The sequence below is a fragment of the Streptomyces sp. NPDC043738 genome, assembly GCF_056436545.1.
On the sequence record NZ_JBWKCJ010000032.1, the window covers coordinates 92,520 to 107,369 of the forward strand.

At 73.3% G+C, this 14,850-nt stretch carries 12 protein-coding genes and 1 pseudogene; 4 read left to right on the forward strand and 9 right to left on the reverse strand.

All coding sequences use genetic code 11. The annotated features are described in order from the left end of the window. The 3 genes and pseudogenes from AC0680_RS31725 to AC0680_RS31735 form a co-directional block, all read right to left on the reverse strand. Positions 1–338 (reverse strand): annotated as a pseudogene (locus tag AC0680_RS31725) (hypothetical protein); the annotation flags it as partial. 38 nt (positions 339–376) lie between these two features. Beyond that, complete coding sequence (locus AC0680_RS31730; RefSeq protein WP_478635602.1) at positions 377–835, reverse strand: hypothetical protein; 459 nt, start codon at positions 833–835, stop codon at positions 377–379. Positions 836–857: 22 nt separating this feature from the next. Then, a complete protein-coding gene (locus AC0680_RS31735) occupies positions 858–2,321 on the reverse strand; it encodes an LCP family protein (protein ID WP_478635605.1) in 1,464 nt (487 codons plus the stop codon). A 268-nt stretch (positions 2,322–2,589) separates the two neighbouring features. Here AC0680_RS31735 and AC0680_RS31740 point away from each other — a divergent pair, with 268 nt between their 5' ends. Beyond that, positions 2,590–3,621 carry a glycosyltransferase family 2 protein gene (locus tag AC0680_RS31740; RefSeq protein ID WP_478635608.1) on the forward strand — a complete coding sequence of 344 codons (1,032 nt, stop codon included), beginning with the start codon at positions 2,590–2,592 and terminating at the stop codon, positions 3,619–3,621. Positions 3,622–3,697: 76 nt separating this feature from the next. On the opposite strand, the gene AC0680_RS31745 is transcribed toward AC0680_RS31740, so the two are convergent. The 5 genes from AC0680_RS31745 to AC0680_RS31765 form a co-directional block, all read right to left on the reverse strand. After that, positions 3,698–4,258 (reverse strand): GNAT family N-acetyltransferase, encoded by a 561-nt coding sequence (locus AC0680_RS31745; protein WP_478635611.1) that lies wholly within the window; start codon positions 4,256–4,258, stop codon positions 3,698–3,700. Positions 4,259–4,325: 67 nt separating this feature from the next. Further along, a complete protein-coding gene (locus AC0680_RS31750; protein WP_478635614.1) occupies positions 4,326–6,023 on the reverse strand; it encodes an LCP family protein in 1,698 nt (565 codons plus the stop codon). A 71-nt stretch (positions 6,024–6,094) separates the two neighbouring features. Continuing rightward, a complete protein-coding gene (locus tag AC0680_RS31755; RefSeq protein ID WP_478635617.1) occupies positions 6,095–7,861 on the reverse strand; it encodes an LCP family protein in 1,767 nt (588 codons plus the stop codon). Positions 7,862–8,098: 237 nt separating this feature from the next. Then, positions 8,099–9,313, reverse strand: a complete 1,215-nt coding sequence (locus tag AC0680_RS31760; RefSeq protein ID WP_478635620.1) for an LCP family protein — start codon at positions 9,311–9,313, stop codon at positions 8,099–8,101. Between the two features lie 193 nt (positions 9,314–9,506). Beyond that, complete coding sequence (locus AC0680_RS31765) at positions 9,507–10,271, reverse strand: TIGR03089 family protein (RefSeq protein WP_478635623.1); 765 nt, start codon at positions 10,269–10,271, stop codon at positions 9,507–9,509. Positions 10,272–10,400: 129 nt separating this feature from the next. Between AC0680_RS31765 and AC0680_RS31770 the strand changes: the two genes are divergently transcribed. The 3 genes from AC0680_RS31770 (at position 10,401) to AC0680_RS31780 (ending at position 14,208) form a co-directional block, all read left to right on the forward strand. Further along, the gene (locus tag AC0680_RS31770) at positions 10,401–11,741 is read left to right on the forward strand and encodes a peptidoglycan recognition protein family protein (RefSeq protein ID WP_478635626.1); all 1,341 of its coding nucleotides are present in this window, start codon (positions 10,401–10,403) and stop codon (positions 11,739–11,741) included. A 430-nt stretch (positions 11,742–12,171) separates the two neighbouring features. Beyond that, positions 12,172–13,254 carry a mannose-1-phosphate guanylyltransferase gene (gene manB / locus AC0680_RS31775; protein WP_478635628.1) on the forward strand — a complete coding sequence of 361 codons (1,083 nt, stop codon included), beginning with the start codon at positions 12,172–12,174 and terminating at the stop codon, positions 13,252–13,254. A 48-nt stretch (positions 13,255–13,302) separates the two neighbouring features. Beyond that, positions 13,303–14,208 carry a DNA-3-methyladenine glycosylase family protein gene (locus AC0680_RS31780; protein WP_478635631.1) on the forward strand — a complete coding sequence of 302 codons (906 nt, stop codon included), beginning with the start codon at positions 13,303–13,305 and terminating at the stop codon, positions 14,206–14,208. Positions 14,209–14,228: 20 nt separating this feature from the next. Here AC0680_RS31780 and AC0680_RS31785 read toward each other — a convergent pair. After that, positions 14,229–14,850, reverse strand: a 622-nt coding sequence (locus tag AC0680_RS31785) for a nitroreductase family protein (RefSeq protein ID WP_478635633.1), incomplete at its 5' end; no start/stop codon positions are given.

Genomic DNA, 14,850 nt, shown 5'->3' on the forward strand with positions numbered 1-14,850 from the left:
CGCATTGCGCCCTCGCCGAACAGCGCTATCTTTCCCCCCCCCCCCCCCCCCCGCCCCCCCCCCCCCCCCTTCTCCCCCCCCCCCCCCCCCCCAACCAGGCCCTCACCGGGCCGCCACCACACCGTCGCGTCCCCGGAGCCGATCGGCTGGGCCGGTGCCAGCGTCGCCACCAGGACCAGCAGCAGCCAGACCGCCAGCAGCACCCGGGCGGCGGTGCGCGGTCGGCCGTCGGCCGGGACGGCGGCGGTCCACAGGGCGAAGGCGGCCGCCAGGGCCAGTGCCGCGATGAGGAAGAGCGTCACCGAGGTGGGGGTGATGCCCAGCACAACCTGCCACACGATGCGCACCTTTCAGAACAGTCCGGGCATACCGGACGTCAACTGCAGCTCCACTTTGTGACGTAGACCGTCTCCCCGCGCTCCATGACGCCCCGGATGCACTCGTCCGAAAGCATCTCCACCCGGCCGCTGAGCGTGACGGCGCCGCCCTGCGTCCGCCCGGTGCCGAACCAGCCGGGGAACGCGGTGATACGGGCGTTCTTGCGCTGATAGCCGAGCCGCACGGTGATCGCGCCCAGGCCGGTCGCCGCTCCGTGCCGGCGGTAGGCCGCGGTGTACATGCCGTCGGCCCCCACCGGTCCGCGCAGACACAGCTGGCCGCGCACCAGATCCCCGCAGCCGGTCGGGGCGGCGGGCGCCGGCGGCGCGGCGGCGGCGGTGGCCACGACCAGGCACATCGCCGCGACGGCCACCGACACCCGGCGCGCCGAGCGGCGCGCGTCCGGTCGGCGCGCGGGCGGCGTGGGCGCGGTGCGACGGGGCGCGGGGACACTCATGCCGGATCCTCGCTTCGCTCGCTCATGGGCACACGGCCTCATCGCCGGTGATCGCCGAGATCCCGCCCGGCCGCTGCCCCGGCTCCTCGGCCCGCACCCGCCGCACCGCATGGTGCTGCCGGCCGACCGTCACCCGCATCACCGGCCCCTGTCCGGCCACCGGGCGCAGCTGTGCGCCCGGCAGCGCGGCGGCCAGCGAGCGGGCCGAGCGGTCCCAGCGCGGGTCGTAGGCGAGGACCGTACGGGCCACCGCGCCGGGGGAGCGGCCGGGGGCGCCGGTGACGGCGAACCCGGTGGCCCGCAGCGCGCCGGCCACCGACGTCCCCAGCCCCGCCCGGTCGCTGCCGTTGTCGACCCTCACCTTCACCTGGTCCGGCGGTACCTCCACGGCCATGGCGTGCGGCTCCTTGTGGTCCCGGTGCACCGCGATCGGCCGGTCCTCGCGGATCGCCTGGAAGAGCTTCGGGGCCCGCACCGGATCCCACCGCACCGTCGAGCCGACCCCCCGCACCGGCTGCGCCAGATCGGCCAGCGGTACGGAGGTGAACTCCGACGACGACGGGGTGAAGCCGCGCATCGCCTGCCCGAGGTCGACCAGGTCGTTGGCCCCGAAGCCCGAGTCGGCGCGCACGGACTTGAGCATCGTGTCGGCGACGTCCTTGAAGCGGATCGGGTTCATCAGCACTCCGGAGGAGGTGATCTTGTGGATGAGGGCGGCCAGGAAGCGCTGCTGGCGCTGCATCCGGCCGAGGTCGGCGGAGCCGTCGACATGCCGCGAGCGCACGTACTGCAGCGCCCGGCCGCCGTTGAGCTGCGACTTGCCGACCGGCAGATCCAGCCCCGTGTAGCTGTCGCGCAGCGGACGCGCGGTGCAGATCTCCACCCCGCCCACCGCGTCCACGCCGTGCATGAAGCTGGTGAAGTCGACCTCCAGGTAGTGGTCGATGTGCACCCCCGTCATGTGCTCGACGGTCCGCACGGTCAGGTTGGGGCCGCCCTCCGCGTACGCCGCGTTCAGCTTGATGGCGTGCTGGGCGCGCTGCCGGCCGGTGTCGGCGTCCCGGTGGGCGGGCACCTCGGCGTAGGAGTCGCGCGGCAGGCTGACGACGCTGGCGCGATCGCGGTCGGCGGAGAGGTGCACCAGCATCAGCGTGTCGGTGCAGTGGCAGGGCGCACCGCCCAGCCGGTACCTCCGCTTCTCCTGCGCGGTGAGCCGGTCGCGTCCGTCGGTGCCCACGACCAGGAAGTTCAGCCCGTCGCCGCCGCCCGGCCGGTTGCTCATCCCGGTGAAGGCGTCCACCCGCCCGATGCCGCGTTCCACGCCGGTCACCATCGCGTGCCCGACGCCGCTCGCGGCCAGCAGCAGCACGGACGCGACGGCACTGCTCCGCAACCCCCACCGCGGGCCCGACGGGCGCCGGGACGCGGCCGCCCGGGCGGACCGGCGTCGCCCTGCCGGGCGGGGGGAGCGGAACGGCGCGGTCACGGGGGACACCTCCGCGGCTGGCCGGGCGTGATCGGCGCCCGTCGGGGGAGCGGTCGGGGTAGTGGCGAACAGGGATGAATCGGGAGAGAACACCGTAGGTCAATATGATCTGCTGCAAAGCGTCACACGCCGGTCATCGGCCGCCCGGCCACCCGACCGCGTCCGACTCCGTCGCCCATACGCGGTAACGTGAGGCGCGATACCGCAGTCTCCCGGCGGGCGCCGCCGTCCCCGGCGGCTCCGTCACGGGCCGTACCCCCGAGGAACCATGCCGCAGCAGCAGCCCCCGGCCGTCTCCGTGATCATGCCGGTGCTCAATGAGGAACGTCACCTGCGCAATTCGGTCCGGCACATCCTGGAGCAGGAGTACGCCGGCGAGATGGAGGTGGTGATCGCCCTCGGCCCGTCCACGGACCGCACCGACGAGATCGCCGCCCAACTGGTGGCCGAGGACGCCAGGGTGCACACCGTGCCGAACCCGACGGGCCGCACCCCCGCCGCGCTCAACGCCGCCATCAAGGCCTCCCGGCACCCCATCGTCGTACGCGTCGACGGCCACGGCATGCTCTCGCCCAACTACATCGCCACCGCCGTGCGCCTCCTGGAGGAGACCGGTGCGGCGAACGTCGGCGGCATCATGCACGCCGAGGGCGAGAACGCCTGGGAGGACGCGGTCGCCGCCGCGATGACCTCCAAGATCGGCGTCGGCAACGCCGCCTTCCACACCGGCGGCCAGGCCGGCCCCGCCGAGACGGTCTACCTCGGGGTCTTCCGCCGTGAGGCCCTGGAGCAGCAGGGCGGCTACAACGAGGAGTTCATCCGCGCCCAGGACTGGGAGCTGAACTTCCGCATCCGCGAGGCCGGCGGCCAGATCTGGTTCTCGCCGGAGCTGAAGGTCCAGTACCGCCCCCGGCCGAGCATCAAGGCGCTGGCCAAGCAGTACAAGGACTACGGCAAGTGGCGTCATGTCGTCGCCCGCTACCACGCCGGCTCGATCAACCTGCGCTACCTGGCACCGCCGACCGCGGTCGGCGCGATCGCCGCGGGCGTCGTCGTCGGCGCGACCCTCACGCCGTGGGGCTTCGCCATCCCGGCCGGCTACCTGGCGGCCATCACCGCGGGCTCACTCCCCGCCGGCAAGGGCCTGTCGCTCAAGGCCCGCGCCCAGATCCCGGTCGCGCTGGCCACCATGCACATGTCCTGGGGCGTCGGCTTCCTCACCAGCCCCCGCTCCCTGGCCAAGCGGGTCATCGCCAGCCGCCGCCCGGCGGTCGTGCGGCCGGCGGCCGGGACGGAGTAGACGGGTCGGCAGGGGCGCCCCACGCGCGGGCGCCCCGCGCCCCACGGCCCTCGCGGCGGGCCGGGGCGGCCACCCCCTAGGACCGCCGCTTCGCCGCCCGCCAGTCCGGTGCGAGCACCGACCAGATCTCCTCGTCGTGCCGCTCGCCGCGGTGCAGATGGCTCTCCCGCAGCACGCCGTCCCTCGTCATCCCCAGTCGCCGGGCGACGGCGATGCTGGGCTCGTTGCCCGCCGAGACCCACCACTCCACGCGGTGGATGCCCCGCTCCTCGACGGCCCAGTCGATGAGCACGCGCGCGGCGCGGGTCACCAGCCCCTTGCCCACCGCCGACGGCTCCAGCCAGCAGCCCGCCTCGGCGGTGCCCTGCGCGACGTCCATGGTCCGCAGGATCACCGCGCCGACCAGCTCGCCGCCCGTCCAGATGCCGTGGATCCGCCCGGTGTCGGCGGCGGCCTTCTCCGCGTACGCGCGCAGGTACGCCCGGCTCGACTCCAGGTCCGTGACGACGTCGGGCAGCGCGTTGTGCCGCCCGATGAACTCCCGCCCCCGGTCCATGTGGGCCAGGAACTCCGGGGCCTGCCACGGTTCGAGCGGACGCAGCAGCGCACCGTCGTCACCCAGGGATATCGCGTACATCGTCACCTTCCGGGAGCGGGACCACGCATCTGTACACCCAGGGACTGTCCGAGGGGCCGGACCAACCCTAGAAGGTGTACTGCGGATTCACCGTCATGCAGCCCTTTTGCTCGCCGTTGAGGGCGTCCGCGCTGGCCGGGGCCTTGTCGGAGGGCTTGTCGCCGGGCTTCTTCGGGTACGTCACGCCGGCGCGCCAGTCGTTGCCGACCACCAGCCGCATCCCGGTGGCCGAACTCGACTCCCGCACCGCGCTCTTGGGCAGGCCGAGCGCCTTGGCCACGGCCAGCGCGTCACCCCGCCGGGACGCCTCGCGGTAGGTGATCGTGGTGTCGGCCTGGCTGGTGAGGACGGAGTTGGTGGAGGCCGCGGTGTAGCCGAGGCCCGCCAGCCGCTGCTGGATGTCGGACGCGCGGCCGGAGGCCGGGCCGGTCACCGTGCTGCCGGTGCCGTTCTGCACCACCACGTTCAACTGGTCCTTGGGAGTTGACGGCTCGGGGTCCGGCGTCGCCTTCTTCTTCCGGTCCTTGCCGTCCAGCGCGGTGTCGTTGCGCAGCATCGCGAAGGTCGCCTCCGCGTCGCCCGGCTTGGGCACGACGTACTCCTCGCCGGGGCCGTACTGCCAGGGCATGGTGACCATCGTGATGCGCTTGGTCGGCACCCGGCTCAGGTCGCCGCCCAGGTCGTAGAGCTTCTTGACGGTGTCGAGGCCGTCGTCGACGGTCAGCGCGTTGGTCGCCGCCTCCGCCAGATCGCGCAGCTCCCCGGGGTTGGTGAGCTTGGCGTCCTTCTTCAGCTGACGGACCATCGAGTTCATGTACATGTGCTGGGCCTTGGCCCGGCCGATGTCGGTGTTGTCCTCGAAGCCGTAACGGGTGCGCAGCCACTGCAGGGCCTGCACGCCCTTGACGGGGTGGGTGCCCTTGGTGAGCCGCAGGCCGCTGCCGTGCCCCTTGCTGTCGTGCGAGTAGACGTTGCGGTCCACGCAGACCGGGACGCCGCCGATGGCGTCCGCCATGGACACCACGCCGGAGAAGTCGACCATCATGAAGTGGTCGATGTAGATGCCGGTCAGCTCCTGCCAGGTGTCCAGCGTGCAGCCGGGACCGCCGTGCTGGAGCGACTCGTTGATGGCGCCGGTGGTCTGCGGATAGACCTCGTGGGTCTTGGGGTCGGTGCACTTGGGGATCGTCACCCGGGTGTCCCGGGGGATGGAGATCACCGACATGTTGCTGCGGTCGGCGGAGACGTGCAGCAGCATCTGCACGTCGGCCAGCGGCTTGCGGTCCGCGTCCTGCCGGGCGCCGCCGAGCTCGATGTTCTTCTTGCTGTTCCGGCCGTCCGAGCCCAGCAGCAGGATGTTCAGCGGGCTCTGCCCGAAGGCGTTGGGGTCCGGTTTCTTCAGACCGTTGCCCAGGGACCGGGGGGCCTTGCGGAGGTTGCCGTTGAGGTGCTCGTAGTACCAGTAGCCGGCGCCCGCCGCGCCCACTATCAGCACGGCGAGGCTCAGCGCGGTCCAGCGCAGCGCCTTGCGGCCCTTGCCGCCCTTGCCGCGGCGCGGCCGGCCCCCCTTGCGGTGGCCGGCGCCCTCGGCCGGCGCCTCCCCGTCGCCGGCGGGCACGCCGCTGCCCTCGGGCGGGGTCCAGCCGGGGGCGTCCGGCGGCAGCCCCTTGTCCTCGTAGAGGCTGTCGTCCCAGCCCAGTTCCTGCGCGTCCGGCTCGCGCCGACGCCGCCGTGATCTGTCGCCACGCACACTGCTCTGCCGCATTGGGCCCTCTCCCCGTTTGTCAGTTCGGCGGTGCGCTCGGCGCCGTCACCGGCGGCCGGATTCCGCTCCGGTCACTTCGCGCAGACGTTCTTGTCATCCGCATTGACGTTCTGCACCCCGTCCGGGGTTTCCGTCGGTGCCTCGATCGGCGTGCCCGGTGCCTTGAAGTCCTTGCCGAGGACGAGCTTCATCGGCACCCGGTCGCCGGCGTCCTGCGAGGACTTCTTCAGCGCGCTCTTCGGCAGGCCCATCCAGTCGGCCAGGGTGGCGGCCTGGTCGGCCTGGTTGGGGGCGTATTCCAGACGGGTGGCGGCCAGTTTGGCGGGGGCGTTGCCGGCGTTGGTGGAGAGCTTGGCGGCCTTGGTGTTCTGCAGCCAGTCCACGGTCTCCTGCGCCGAGCCGATCGGCCCGCCGCCGTTGGTCACATCGACCCGGACGAGCTCCGGCGGGGCCTTCTTGACCGGCCCCTTCTTGCCCTTCTTGTGCTTGGCGAGGGTGTGGTCGGCCCGCACCATCGCGAACAGCGGGTCCGCCTTGGCCTGGTCCAGGATGACGGTGGCCGGGTCGTTGGGGTTGTCCAGCACCGGGACCGTGGCGAAGGTGACCTTGTCGATGTCGACCTTCTTGAGGTCGGTGCCGAAGTCCAGCAGCTTGTTCGCGGTGCCGATACCGGTGTCGACGGTGAGCGCCTTGGTCGCCGCCTGGCTGACGTCGTAGAGCTTGCCGGGGCTGGAGAACGCGTCGGACTTCAGCTTGCGGATCAGCGAGCTGAGGAACTGCTGCTGCATCTTGATCCGGTCCAGGTCGCTGCCGTACCCGATGGCGTGCCGGGTGCGGACGAACGCCAGCGCCTGCTCGCCCTTGACGACGTGCCGGCCCGCCTTCAGGCGCAGATGCGACTTGGGGTCGTCGATGTCCTTGGCGGCGCAGACCTCCACGCCGTCCACCGCGTCGGTCAGCTCCTTGACCGCGTTGAAGTCGGCCATCATGAAGTGGTTGATCTTCAGTCCGGTGAGCTTCTCGACGGTGCGCCAGGTGCAGCCGGGGTCCCGGCCCTCCTGGCCCAGGCTGGTGTTGAAGCGCACCCCGCGCTCACCGGGGATCTCCTTCTTCGGACCGTTCTCCGGCCTCGTCGTGCAGTCCGGGATGTCGGTGATCAGGTCGCGCGGGATGCTCAGCGCGGTGGCGTTGGACCGGTCCTTGGAGATGTGCATCAGGATCGTGGTGTCCGCGTGCCCGACGCTGCCGGCGTCGCCGTAGCCGGAGTTGCCCTTGCCGGAGCGTGCGTCCGTCCCGATGATCAGCACGTTCACCGGTCCGTCGGACACCGCGTCGTTCTCCACGCCGACGTCGACCTTGGAGATGTTGCCGTTCAGCTGCTGGTAGAGGTAGAACGCGCCACCGCAGGCGGCGACCAGCACGAAGCCCAGCACGCCGGACGTCCAGTACAGCGCCTTCTTCTTGCCCGACGCCTTCGGCTTGCGCTTGCGCCGGCCGGCCGGGCCCGCCGCGGACGGCGACGCCGTCGCCGAACGGCCGGCCGCCCGGCGCGCCGCGGCCCGGCCGCCGCCGGGGCGCTCGCCCGCGCCGTCCTCGGGGCGCTGGCCGCGGCGGCCGCGCTGGGTCGGCAGCGGACGGGTGTCGGTGTCACCGACCTCACCGCCCTGCGCTCGCGCGGCGCGTCTGGAGCCGGGCGCCTTGCGGTCGGAAGGCCGAGCGGGGGCTTGACCGGCGGGGTCAAGCCGCAGCTCGTAATTGCCGGTGTTCGGATCGAACACCCACTGATCGGCGGGGTCGACGTTGTCGTCGCCCGCCCGCCCACGGCCTTGCGCGTCCACGGTGCCTTGAGTCCTCCGTCGGTGCCACGCGGCGCCATCCCCTCAAGGCGCTCGGTAGGTCGATCGTGCAGTGCATGTCAATGGTGCATGGTCGTCGGTCAGCCAATCGTGCGGACCGGATCGCTCACACTATCCGCCCAGTTCAGCGCCCCGCGACGCGCGTGACAAATTCCACTGACCTACAACTGGGCAATCCGCCCAATCCATTCGAGTCCCCGGGTGTACTTTGCGGCATCTTTATTCGCAGATCCCGTGTTCCGCGGTCGTCCCGGGAAAGGTCGGGCCCGAACTCGCCGACGGTGCGGGGGAGGCCGCCGGCTTGCCGTCCGGTGATCCGCTTCCGGCGCGAAGGGGCTCCTCCCCGGCGTCCCGCGTGGGCTCCACCGTGACCGGAAGATCGCTGCGCAGCTGCCCGAAGAGCCGGCCGGCATCCGGTTGCACCAGCTCATCGCGGTTGGGGTCATAGCGGTACTCCTGACGTGGCACGGTCAGGAACTGGACCCGCTCGGTGGGAATGCCGCGGGTGCTGCGCACCAATTCGTACAGACCGCGCAGGGAGGCCAGCCCGGGATCCGTGGTCAGGGAACTCGTCGCGGCATCCAGCACCGGATACAGCCGGGTCGGATTGAGCAGGACACCATTGCTCTGCACTTTCTTCACGAGAGCACCAAGAAATCGCTGTTGCCTCTCCATGCGCTGGGTGTCACTGCCGTTGCCCAGGCTCTTTCGCGCGCGTACGTATCCCAGCGCCGCCTCGCCGTGCAGCGTCTGCCGGCCCGCGGGCAGCCGCAGGTGCGCCTCGTCGTCGCGCACGGCCTGCGGCAGGCAGACCTCCACACCGTCCACCGCGTCCACCATCTTCTTGAAGCCGACGAAGTCGATGATCATGTAGTGGTCGATGCGGATCCGGGTCGCCTTCTCGGCCGTACGGATCGCGCAGGCCGCGCCGCCGAAGGCGAACGCCCAGTTGAACTGGGCGGTCTGCGGTGCGGACTCCCTGCCGTCGGCGCGTTGGCAGTGCGGCACCGTCACCATCAGATCCCGCGGGATGCTGACCGCGGTGGCGCTCTTCCGGTTCGCCGCCAGGTGCAGCAGGATCGTGGTGTCCGAGCGCTGGCCGCGGCTGCTGCCGTATTTGCCGTTGCCGCCCTTGCGGCTGTCCGAGCCGATCAGCAGCAGGTTCTGTGCGTTCGGCGGGCCCGCGGGGGGCCGCTCGGACTCCCACTTGCGCAGCTCCCGCTCGGTGGCGCTGTCGGTGTGGATGTTGCTGCTGAGCTTGGCGTACAGCGCCCAGCCGGCGCCGGCCCCGGCCAGTACGACGCCGGCCGCCCCCGCCGCGGCCCAGCGCCGCCAGTGCCTGCGGCGGGGCGGCCCCGGCCGGTCCGGTTCCGGCCCCCCGGCCGGGTGCTCGGCCCAGCCGTCGAACCTGGGGGGCTCGGGGGTGTCGGTCACCTGGGGTCCATCCCTCACGGAGTCGGCGTCGCGCCCGCCCGCGGGGCCCGGGCGGAACAGCAGACGGACAAACCCCGCATGGTGGTACGTAACTTAAGATCATGGACCGAAACGGTCGTACCGTCCCGCAGGGTGCGGGGTCCCTCCCCCGTCCGGAGGACGCGGGAGGGACGCGGGGGAGGAGGGGGAGGCCTCAGGCTGCCGGCAGCGGCGCCCTGAACGTGATCTTCTCGCTGGCCTCGCGGGTCGCCGCGGCCTCGGCGCCCAGCCGGTCGAGGTGACGGCACAGCACCACCGAGCCGCCGGTCGCCAGCGGCGCGTACAGCCCGTACGACAGGCCCTGCCAGGTGTCGTACCCCAGCCCCGACAGCACCCGGGGGGCGTCCGGCAGCCCGGCCGCGCCCGCGTCGGCCAGCGCGCGGGCCCCGATACCGGCGCCGGTCAGCTCCTCGCCGCCGACGGACAGCGCCACCGCGCCCGGGTCCACCGGCGCGAACGGCGCGAAGCGGTCGCCCTGGCCGGGCACCTCCACCGCGTAGTCGGCGAAGCCCTCGGGAGGCTGGGGGAAGCGGCCGCCCAGCGGGCGCAGCGCCAGCGCCACCCGCTCCCCGGAGCACGCCCGCGCGGCATCGAGCCGGTCGGGTCCGGCGACGACGAGGTCGGCGGCGGCCGGGTCGCCGCCGACCTCCGCGACCACGCCCACCGACGAGCAGGCCAGCAGCCATACGGCGGTCTGCCAGTGCGCGGGCAGCAGCAGCGCGAGCCGGTCGCCGGGCTCGGCGGCCAGATCGCCCTGCAGGTAGTTGGCGGTCTTGGCCACCCAATTGGCGAAGGTCGCGACGGACAGTTCCACGCGCTCGCCGGTGGCGTCGTCGTAGAAGGTCACCAGCGGGCGGGCCGGGTCCGCGGCCAGCGCGGAACCCAGCAGGTCGGCGGGGGTGCGATCGGTGGCGTTCATCGCGGCCAGAGTACGCGCGGCACCCGGGCGGCGACGGGCCGGGCGCGGCGGGCGCGGGCCACCGGATCGGCCGATGTGCCGTCAGATCCCGTTGGCGCGTTTTGTCCGCCCGTGTTCACGATGGTGCCCATGCGCCCCTTCCTCGCGAGCTGCCTCGGCGCGGCGTGCACCGCCGCCATCGCCCTGCCCTTCGCGCCGGACGCCGGAGCCGCCGCCGGCCGGCCGCCGTCCCCGGCCGCGGTGCGCTCCGGCGACCTGCCGGGCAGTACCCAGTCCCTCCCGGTGGCGGCACTCGGCGCGGTGGCCCCGCAGAGCACCGACCGCGACACCGCCACCGGGCCACCGACACTCGGTCTGCCGGCCCGCACCGTAGGGCCGTTCTCCCTCCTCGGGGTCGTCTGGGACGACGCCGGCGCCGAGTTGCACGGCCGGGTCCAGGTCCGTACCCGCGCCACCGGCAGCGGCGCCTGGTCCGGCTGGCAGGACGTCCAGACCCACAACGACGACGTCCCCGACTCCGGCGCCGCCGAACGCCGGGACAGCGGCGTACGGGGCAGCACCGCGCCCCTGTGGGTCGGCGACTCCGACGGTGTCGACCTGCGCATCACGCCCGAGAGCGGTGACCGCGTACCGTTCACCGCCCCGGCCGGACTCCGGCTGGAACTCGTCGACCCCGGCACCCGGCCGGGCACCGACCGCGGCGCGCAGGCCGGCCCCCCGACCCCGCTCACCCCCGAGGCCACCGCGGCCTCCGCCGCCAACGCCCCGCTCGCCCCCCTCGGCGCCACCGAGATCCCCGCCCTCGACCAGGCCGCCTCCCAGGCCGACGCCGCCGCCGTGGGCGGCTCGCCGCCGGCGCACACCCACGTCGGACCGCGCCCGCGGATCGTCACCCGGGCCGGCTGGGGCGCCGACGAGCGGCTGCGCGAGAAGGCCTTCATCCACACCCGCACCGTGCGCGCCGCCTTCATCCACCACAGCGGATCGGGCAACAACTACACCTGCGCACAGGCCCCTTCACTGATCCGCGCCATGTACCGCTTCCACGTCAAGAGCAACCACTGGCGGGACATCGGCTACAACTTCCTGGTCGACAAGTGCGGCACGGTCTACGAGGGCCGCGCGGGCGGCGTCGCCAAGCCCGTCATGGGCGCCCACACCCTCGGCTTCAACACCGACAGCACCGGTATCGCCATCCTCGGCGCCTTCACCGGCACCGAGCCGCCCAAGCCCGCCATCGACGCGGTCTCCAAGCTGGCGGCCTGGAAGCTCGGCCTGCACAGCGTCGATCCGCGCGCCACCGTCCAGATGCTGTCCGCCGGCGGCAACCGCTACCCCAAGGGCGCCAAGGTCCAGATGCACACCATCGCCGGCCACCGGGACGGCTTCCACACCGACTGTCCCGGCGCCCGTCTCTACAGCAAACTCGCCGCCACCCGTCTCGCCGCCGCGCATCTGCAGGGCCGCTGACCGGTTTTCAGCCACTCGTGGCGGCATCTGGGGGTTTGCGCGGGTCCGCCGAGGCGCAGGCTGCAGTCACCACTGAACCGTTTCCGCCGTGGGCACGTCTTAGCGACCACGACGTGCGCGCCCCGCGGCCTTGCGCGTCCCACTTCGGGCGACCGGAAAGCCGTCTGCCTACACTGGTCCGCCGACCGGCCGACCCCCGCAGGAAGCAGAGAAGACCCGTGAACGTCGCAGGTGCAGCCGCCGGGCAGCAGTCGGCGACGAGAGCCTCACCGCTGCTCCCTCCTTGCCCGCCATCGGGCAGAAGGGGCCCAGCGGGAGGAGAAGCGAACAGAGGACACCGTGAGCGTCGCACGTGCAGCCGCCGGTCAGCAGTCGGCGACGAAAGCCGCACCGCTGCGCTGCGCGGGCGGAGAAGCGAACAGAGGACACAGTGACTGAAGCGATCCTCCTGGTCGGTGGCAAGGGCACCCGGCTGCGCCCGCTGACGGTGCACACGCCCAAGCCCATGGTCCCGGCGGCCGGTGTGCCGTTCCTCACCCATCAGTTGGCCCGCGCCCGGGCCGCCGGCGTCGAGCACATCGTCCTCGCCACCTCCTACCTCGCCGAGGTCTTCGAGCCGTACTTCGGCGACGGGTCGTCGCTCGGCCTGCACCTGGAGTACGTCACCGAACAGGAGCCGCTGGGCACCGGCGGCGCCATCCGCAACGTCGCCGAGCGGCTGCACTCCGCCCCCGGCGACCCCGTGCTGATCTTCAACGGCGACATCCTCACCGGTCTGGACATCGCCACCCTCGTCGACACCCACCGCACCTGCGGCGCCGACGTCTCCCTGCACCTGACCCGGGTCGAGGACCCGCGCGCCTTCGGCCTGGTGCCCACCGACGACACCGGCCGGGTCACCGCCTTCCTGGAGAAGCCGCAGACCCCCGAGGAGATCGTCACCGACCAGATCAACGCCGGCGCGTACGTCTTCAACCGGTCGGTCATCGACACCATCCCGGCCGGCCGGCCGGTCTCCGTCGAACGCGAGACCTTCCCCGGACTGCTCGCCGACGGCGCCCACCTCCAGGGCATGGTCGACTCCACCTACTGGCTCGACCTCGGCACCCCGCAGGCCTTCGTCCGCGGCTCCGCCGACCTGGTCCTGGGCCGTGCCCCGTCCCCGGCGGTGCCCGGGCGCCGCGGCGAGGCCCTGGTCCTGGAGTCCGCCGAGGTCGCCGCGGACGCCAAGCTCGGCGGCGGCACCGTCGTCGGCCCGCGCACCGTCGTCGGCGCCGGCGCCCGGATCCACGGCAGCGCCGTCCTCGAAGGCGCGGTCGTCGAAGAGGGCGCCCAGATCCACGACTCGCTGATCGGCGCCGGCGCGCGGATCGGCGCCCGCACGGTCCTCGACGGCGCGGTCGTCGGCGACGGCGCGACGATCGGCGCCGACAACGAGCTGCGCGACGGCGTCCGGATCTGGTGCGACGCCGACATCCCGGCCGGCTCGGTGCGGTTCTCCTCCGACCAGTAGTCCGCCGCGGCCCCGCCACGCGGCCGGCGCGTCGCCTACGCTGGCCGCATGCCCGCCCGTACCTGGGTCCCGCCCGGCCCGTTCGACCTGCACCGCACGCTGGGGGTGCTGCGGCGCGGCCCGGGCGACCCCGCGTTCGCGGTGCGCGGCGGCGAGCTGTGGCGGGCCTGCCGCACCCCCGAAGGAGCCGGCACGCTGCGTCTGGCCGCCCGTCCCGCCGCCGGCGAGATCGAGGCCGAGGCCTGGGGTCCGGGCGCCGACTGGCTGCTGGAGCAGCTGCCCGACCTGCTGGGCGAGCGCGACGACCCCGCGCGGCTGACCGCCCGCCACCGCATCGTCCACGAGGCACGCCGCCGCCACCCCGGCGTCCGGCTCGCCCGGACCGGCCTGGTCCTGGAGTCGCTGATCCCCTCGGTCCTGGAGCAGAAGGTCACCAGCGACGAGGCCTACCGCGCCTGGCGGCTGCTGCTGCAGCGGCACGGCGAGCCGGCCCCCGGCCCCTGGGAGCGGATGCGGGTGATGCCCGACCCGCGCGCCTGGGCGCTGATCCCCTCCTGGGAGTGGCACCGCGCCGGCGTCGACGCCAAGCGCTCCTCGGGCATCCTGCGCGCGGTGCGGGCCGCGCGCAGGATGGAGGAGGCCGCGCGGATGGACCTCGCCGACGCCACCCGCCGGCTGACGGCGATACCGGGCATCGGCCCGTGGACCGCGGCCGAGACCCTGCAGCGGGCCCTGGGCGCGCCGGACGCGATCACGGTCGGCGACCTCCATCTGCCGAAGATCATCGGCTTTGCGCTCACCGGCCGCCGCGGCACCACCGACGAGCAGATGCTCGAACTCCTCGCGCCCTACGAGGGCCAGCGCCACCGCGCCGCCCGGCTGATCCTGCTCTCCGGCATCACCCCGCCGCGGCGGGCGCCGCGCTTCCCCGTCGGGGACATCGCCCGCCTGTGACCCAGGGCCGTCGGCGCGGTTCAGCGCACGACGACGAAGTCGTCGGCGGCGCGCGGCGGCCGCTCCTTGGGCGCCTCGGCCGCGCGCCCGATGGCCACCGCGCCCATCGGCTCCCAGTTCTCCGGCAGATCGAGGACCTCCCGTACGACCTCCCGGCAGAACATCGTCGACGACACCCAGGCGGAGCCCAGCTGCTCGCCCGCCAGCGCCACGAGGAAGTTCTGGATCCCGGCGCCGCCGGCCACCAGGAACATCTCCCGCTCCGCCGCGCGGCGCCGCGCGTCGGGGTAGCCGTGCGCGCCGTCCGCGACCACGCACGGCACCGCCAGATACGGGGCGTTGCGCAGCACATCGCCGCGCCGTACCCGTTTGGCGACGGACTCCGGCGACCTGCCGTCGGCGCGCAGATCGGCGATCCACGCGTCCCGCATCGCATCCAGCAGCCGCCGCCGCGTCCCGGCCGACTCCAGCAGCACGAACCGCCACGGTGTGGTGTGGTGCGGCGCCGGGGGGGGGGGGGGGGGCGCCCCCCCCCCCCCCCCCCCCCACGGCGCGCACCAACACTCCGCGGGAGCACCGACCCCACGCCCCCAGGGAAGGACCTTTCTCCCTGCCTCCCGGAGGCCCAGCACACAAACAGTG

What these genes read in the sequence shown, in the direction of transcription:
- AC0680_RS31780 (WP_478635631.1), top strand. Translation starts at nt 13,303, where the DNA reads ATGCCCGCCCGTACCTGGGTCCCGCCCGGCCCGTTCGACCTGCACCGC.
- AC0680_RS31740 (WP_478635608.1), top strand. Translation starts at nt 2,590, where the DNA reads ATGCCGCAGCAGCAGCCCCCGGCCGTCTCCGTGATCATGCCGGTGCTC.
- AC0680_RS31770 (WP_478635626.1), top strand. Translation starts at nt 10,401, where the DNA reads ATGCGCCCCTTCCTCGCGAGCTGCCTCGGCGCGGCGTGCACCGCCGCC.
- AC0680_RS31765 (WP_478635623.1), bottom strand. Translation starts at nt 10,271, where the DNA reads ATGAACGCCACCGATCGCACCCCCGCCGACCTGCTGGGTTCCGCGCTG.
- AC0680_RS31730 (WP_478635602.1), bottom strand. Translation starts at nt 835, where the DNA reads ATGAGTGTCCCCGCGCCCCGTCGCACCGCGCCCACGCCGCCCGCGCGC.
- AC0680_RS31750 (WP_478635614.1), bottom strand. Translation starts at nt 6,023, where the DNA reads ATGCGGCAGAGCAGTGTGCGTGGCGACAGATCACGGCGGCGTCGGCGC.
- AC0680_RS31745 (WP_478635611.1), bottom strand. Translation starts at nt 4,258, where the DNA reads ATGTACGCGATATCCCTGGGTGACGACGGTGCGCTGCTGCGTCCGCTC.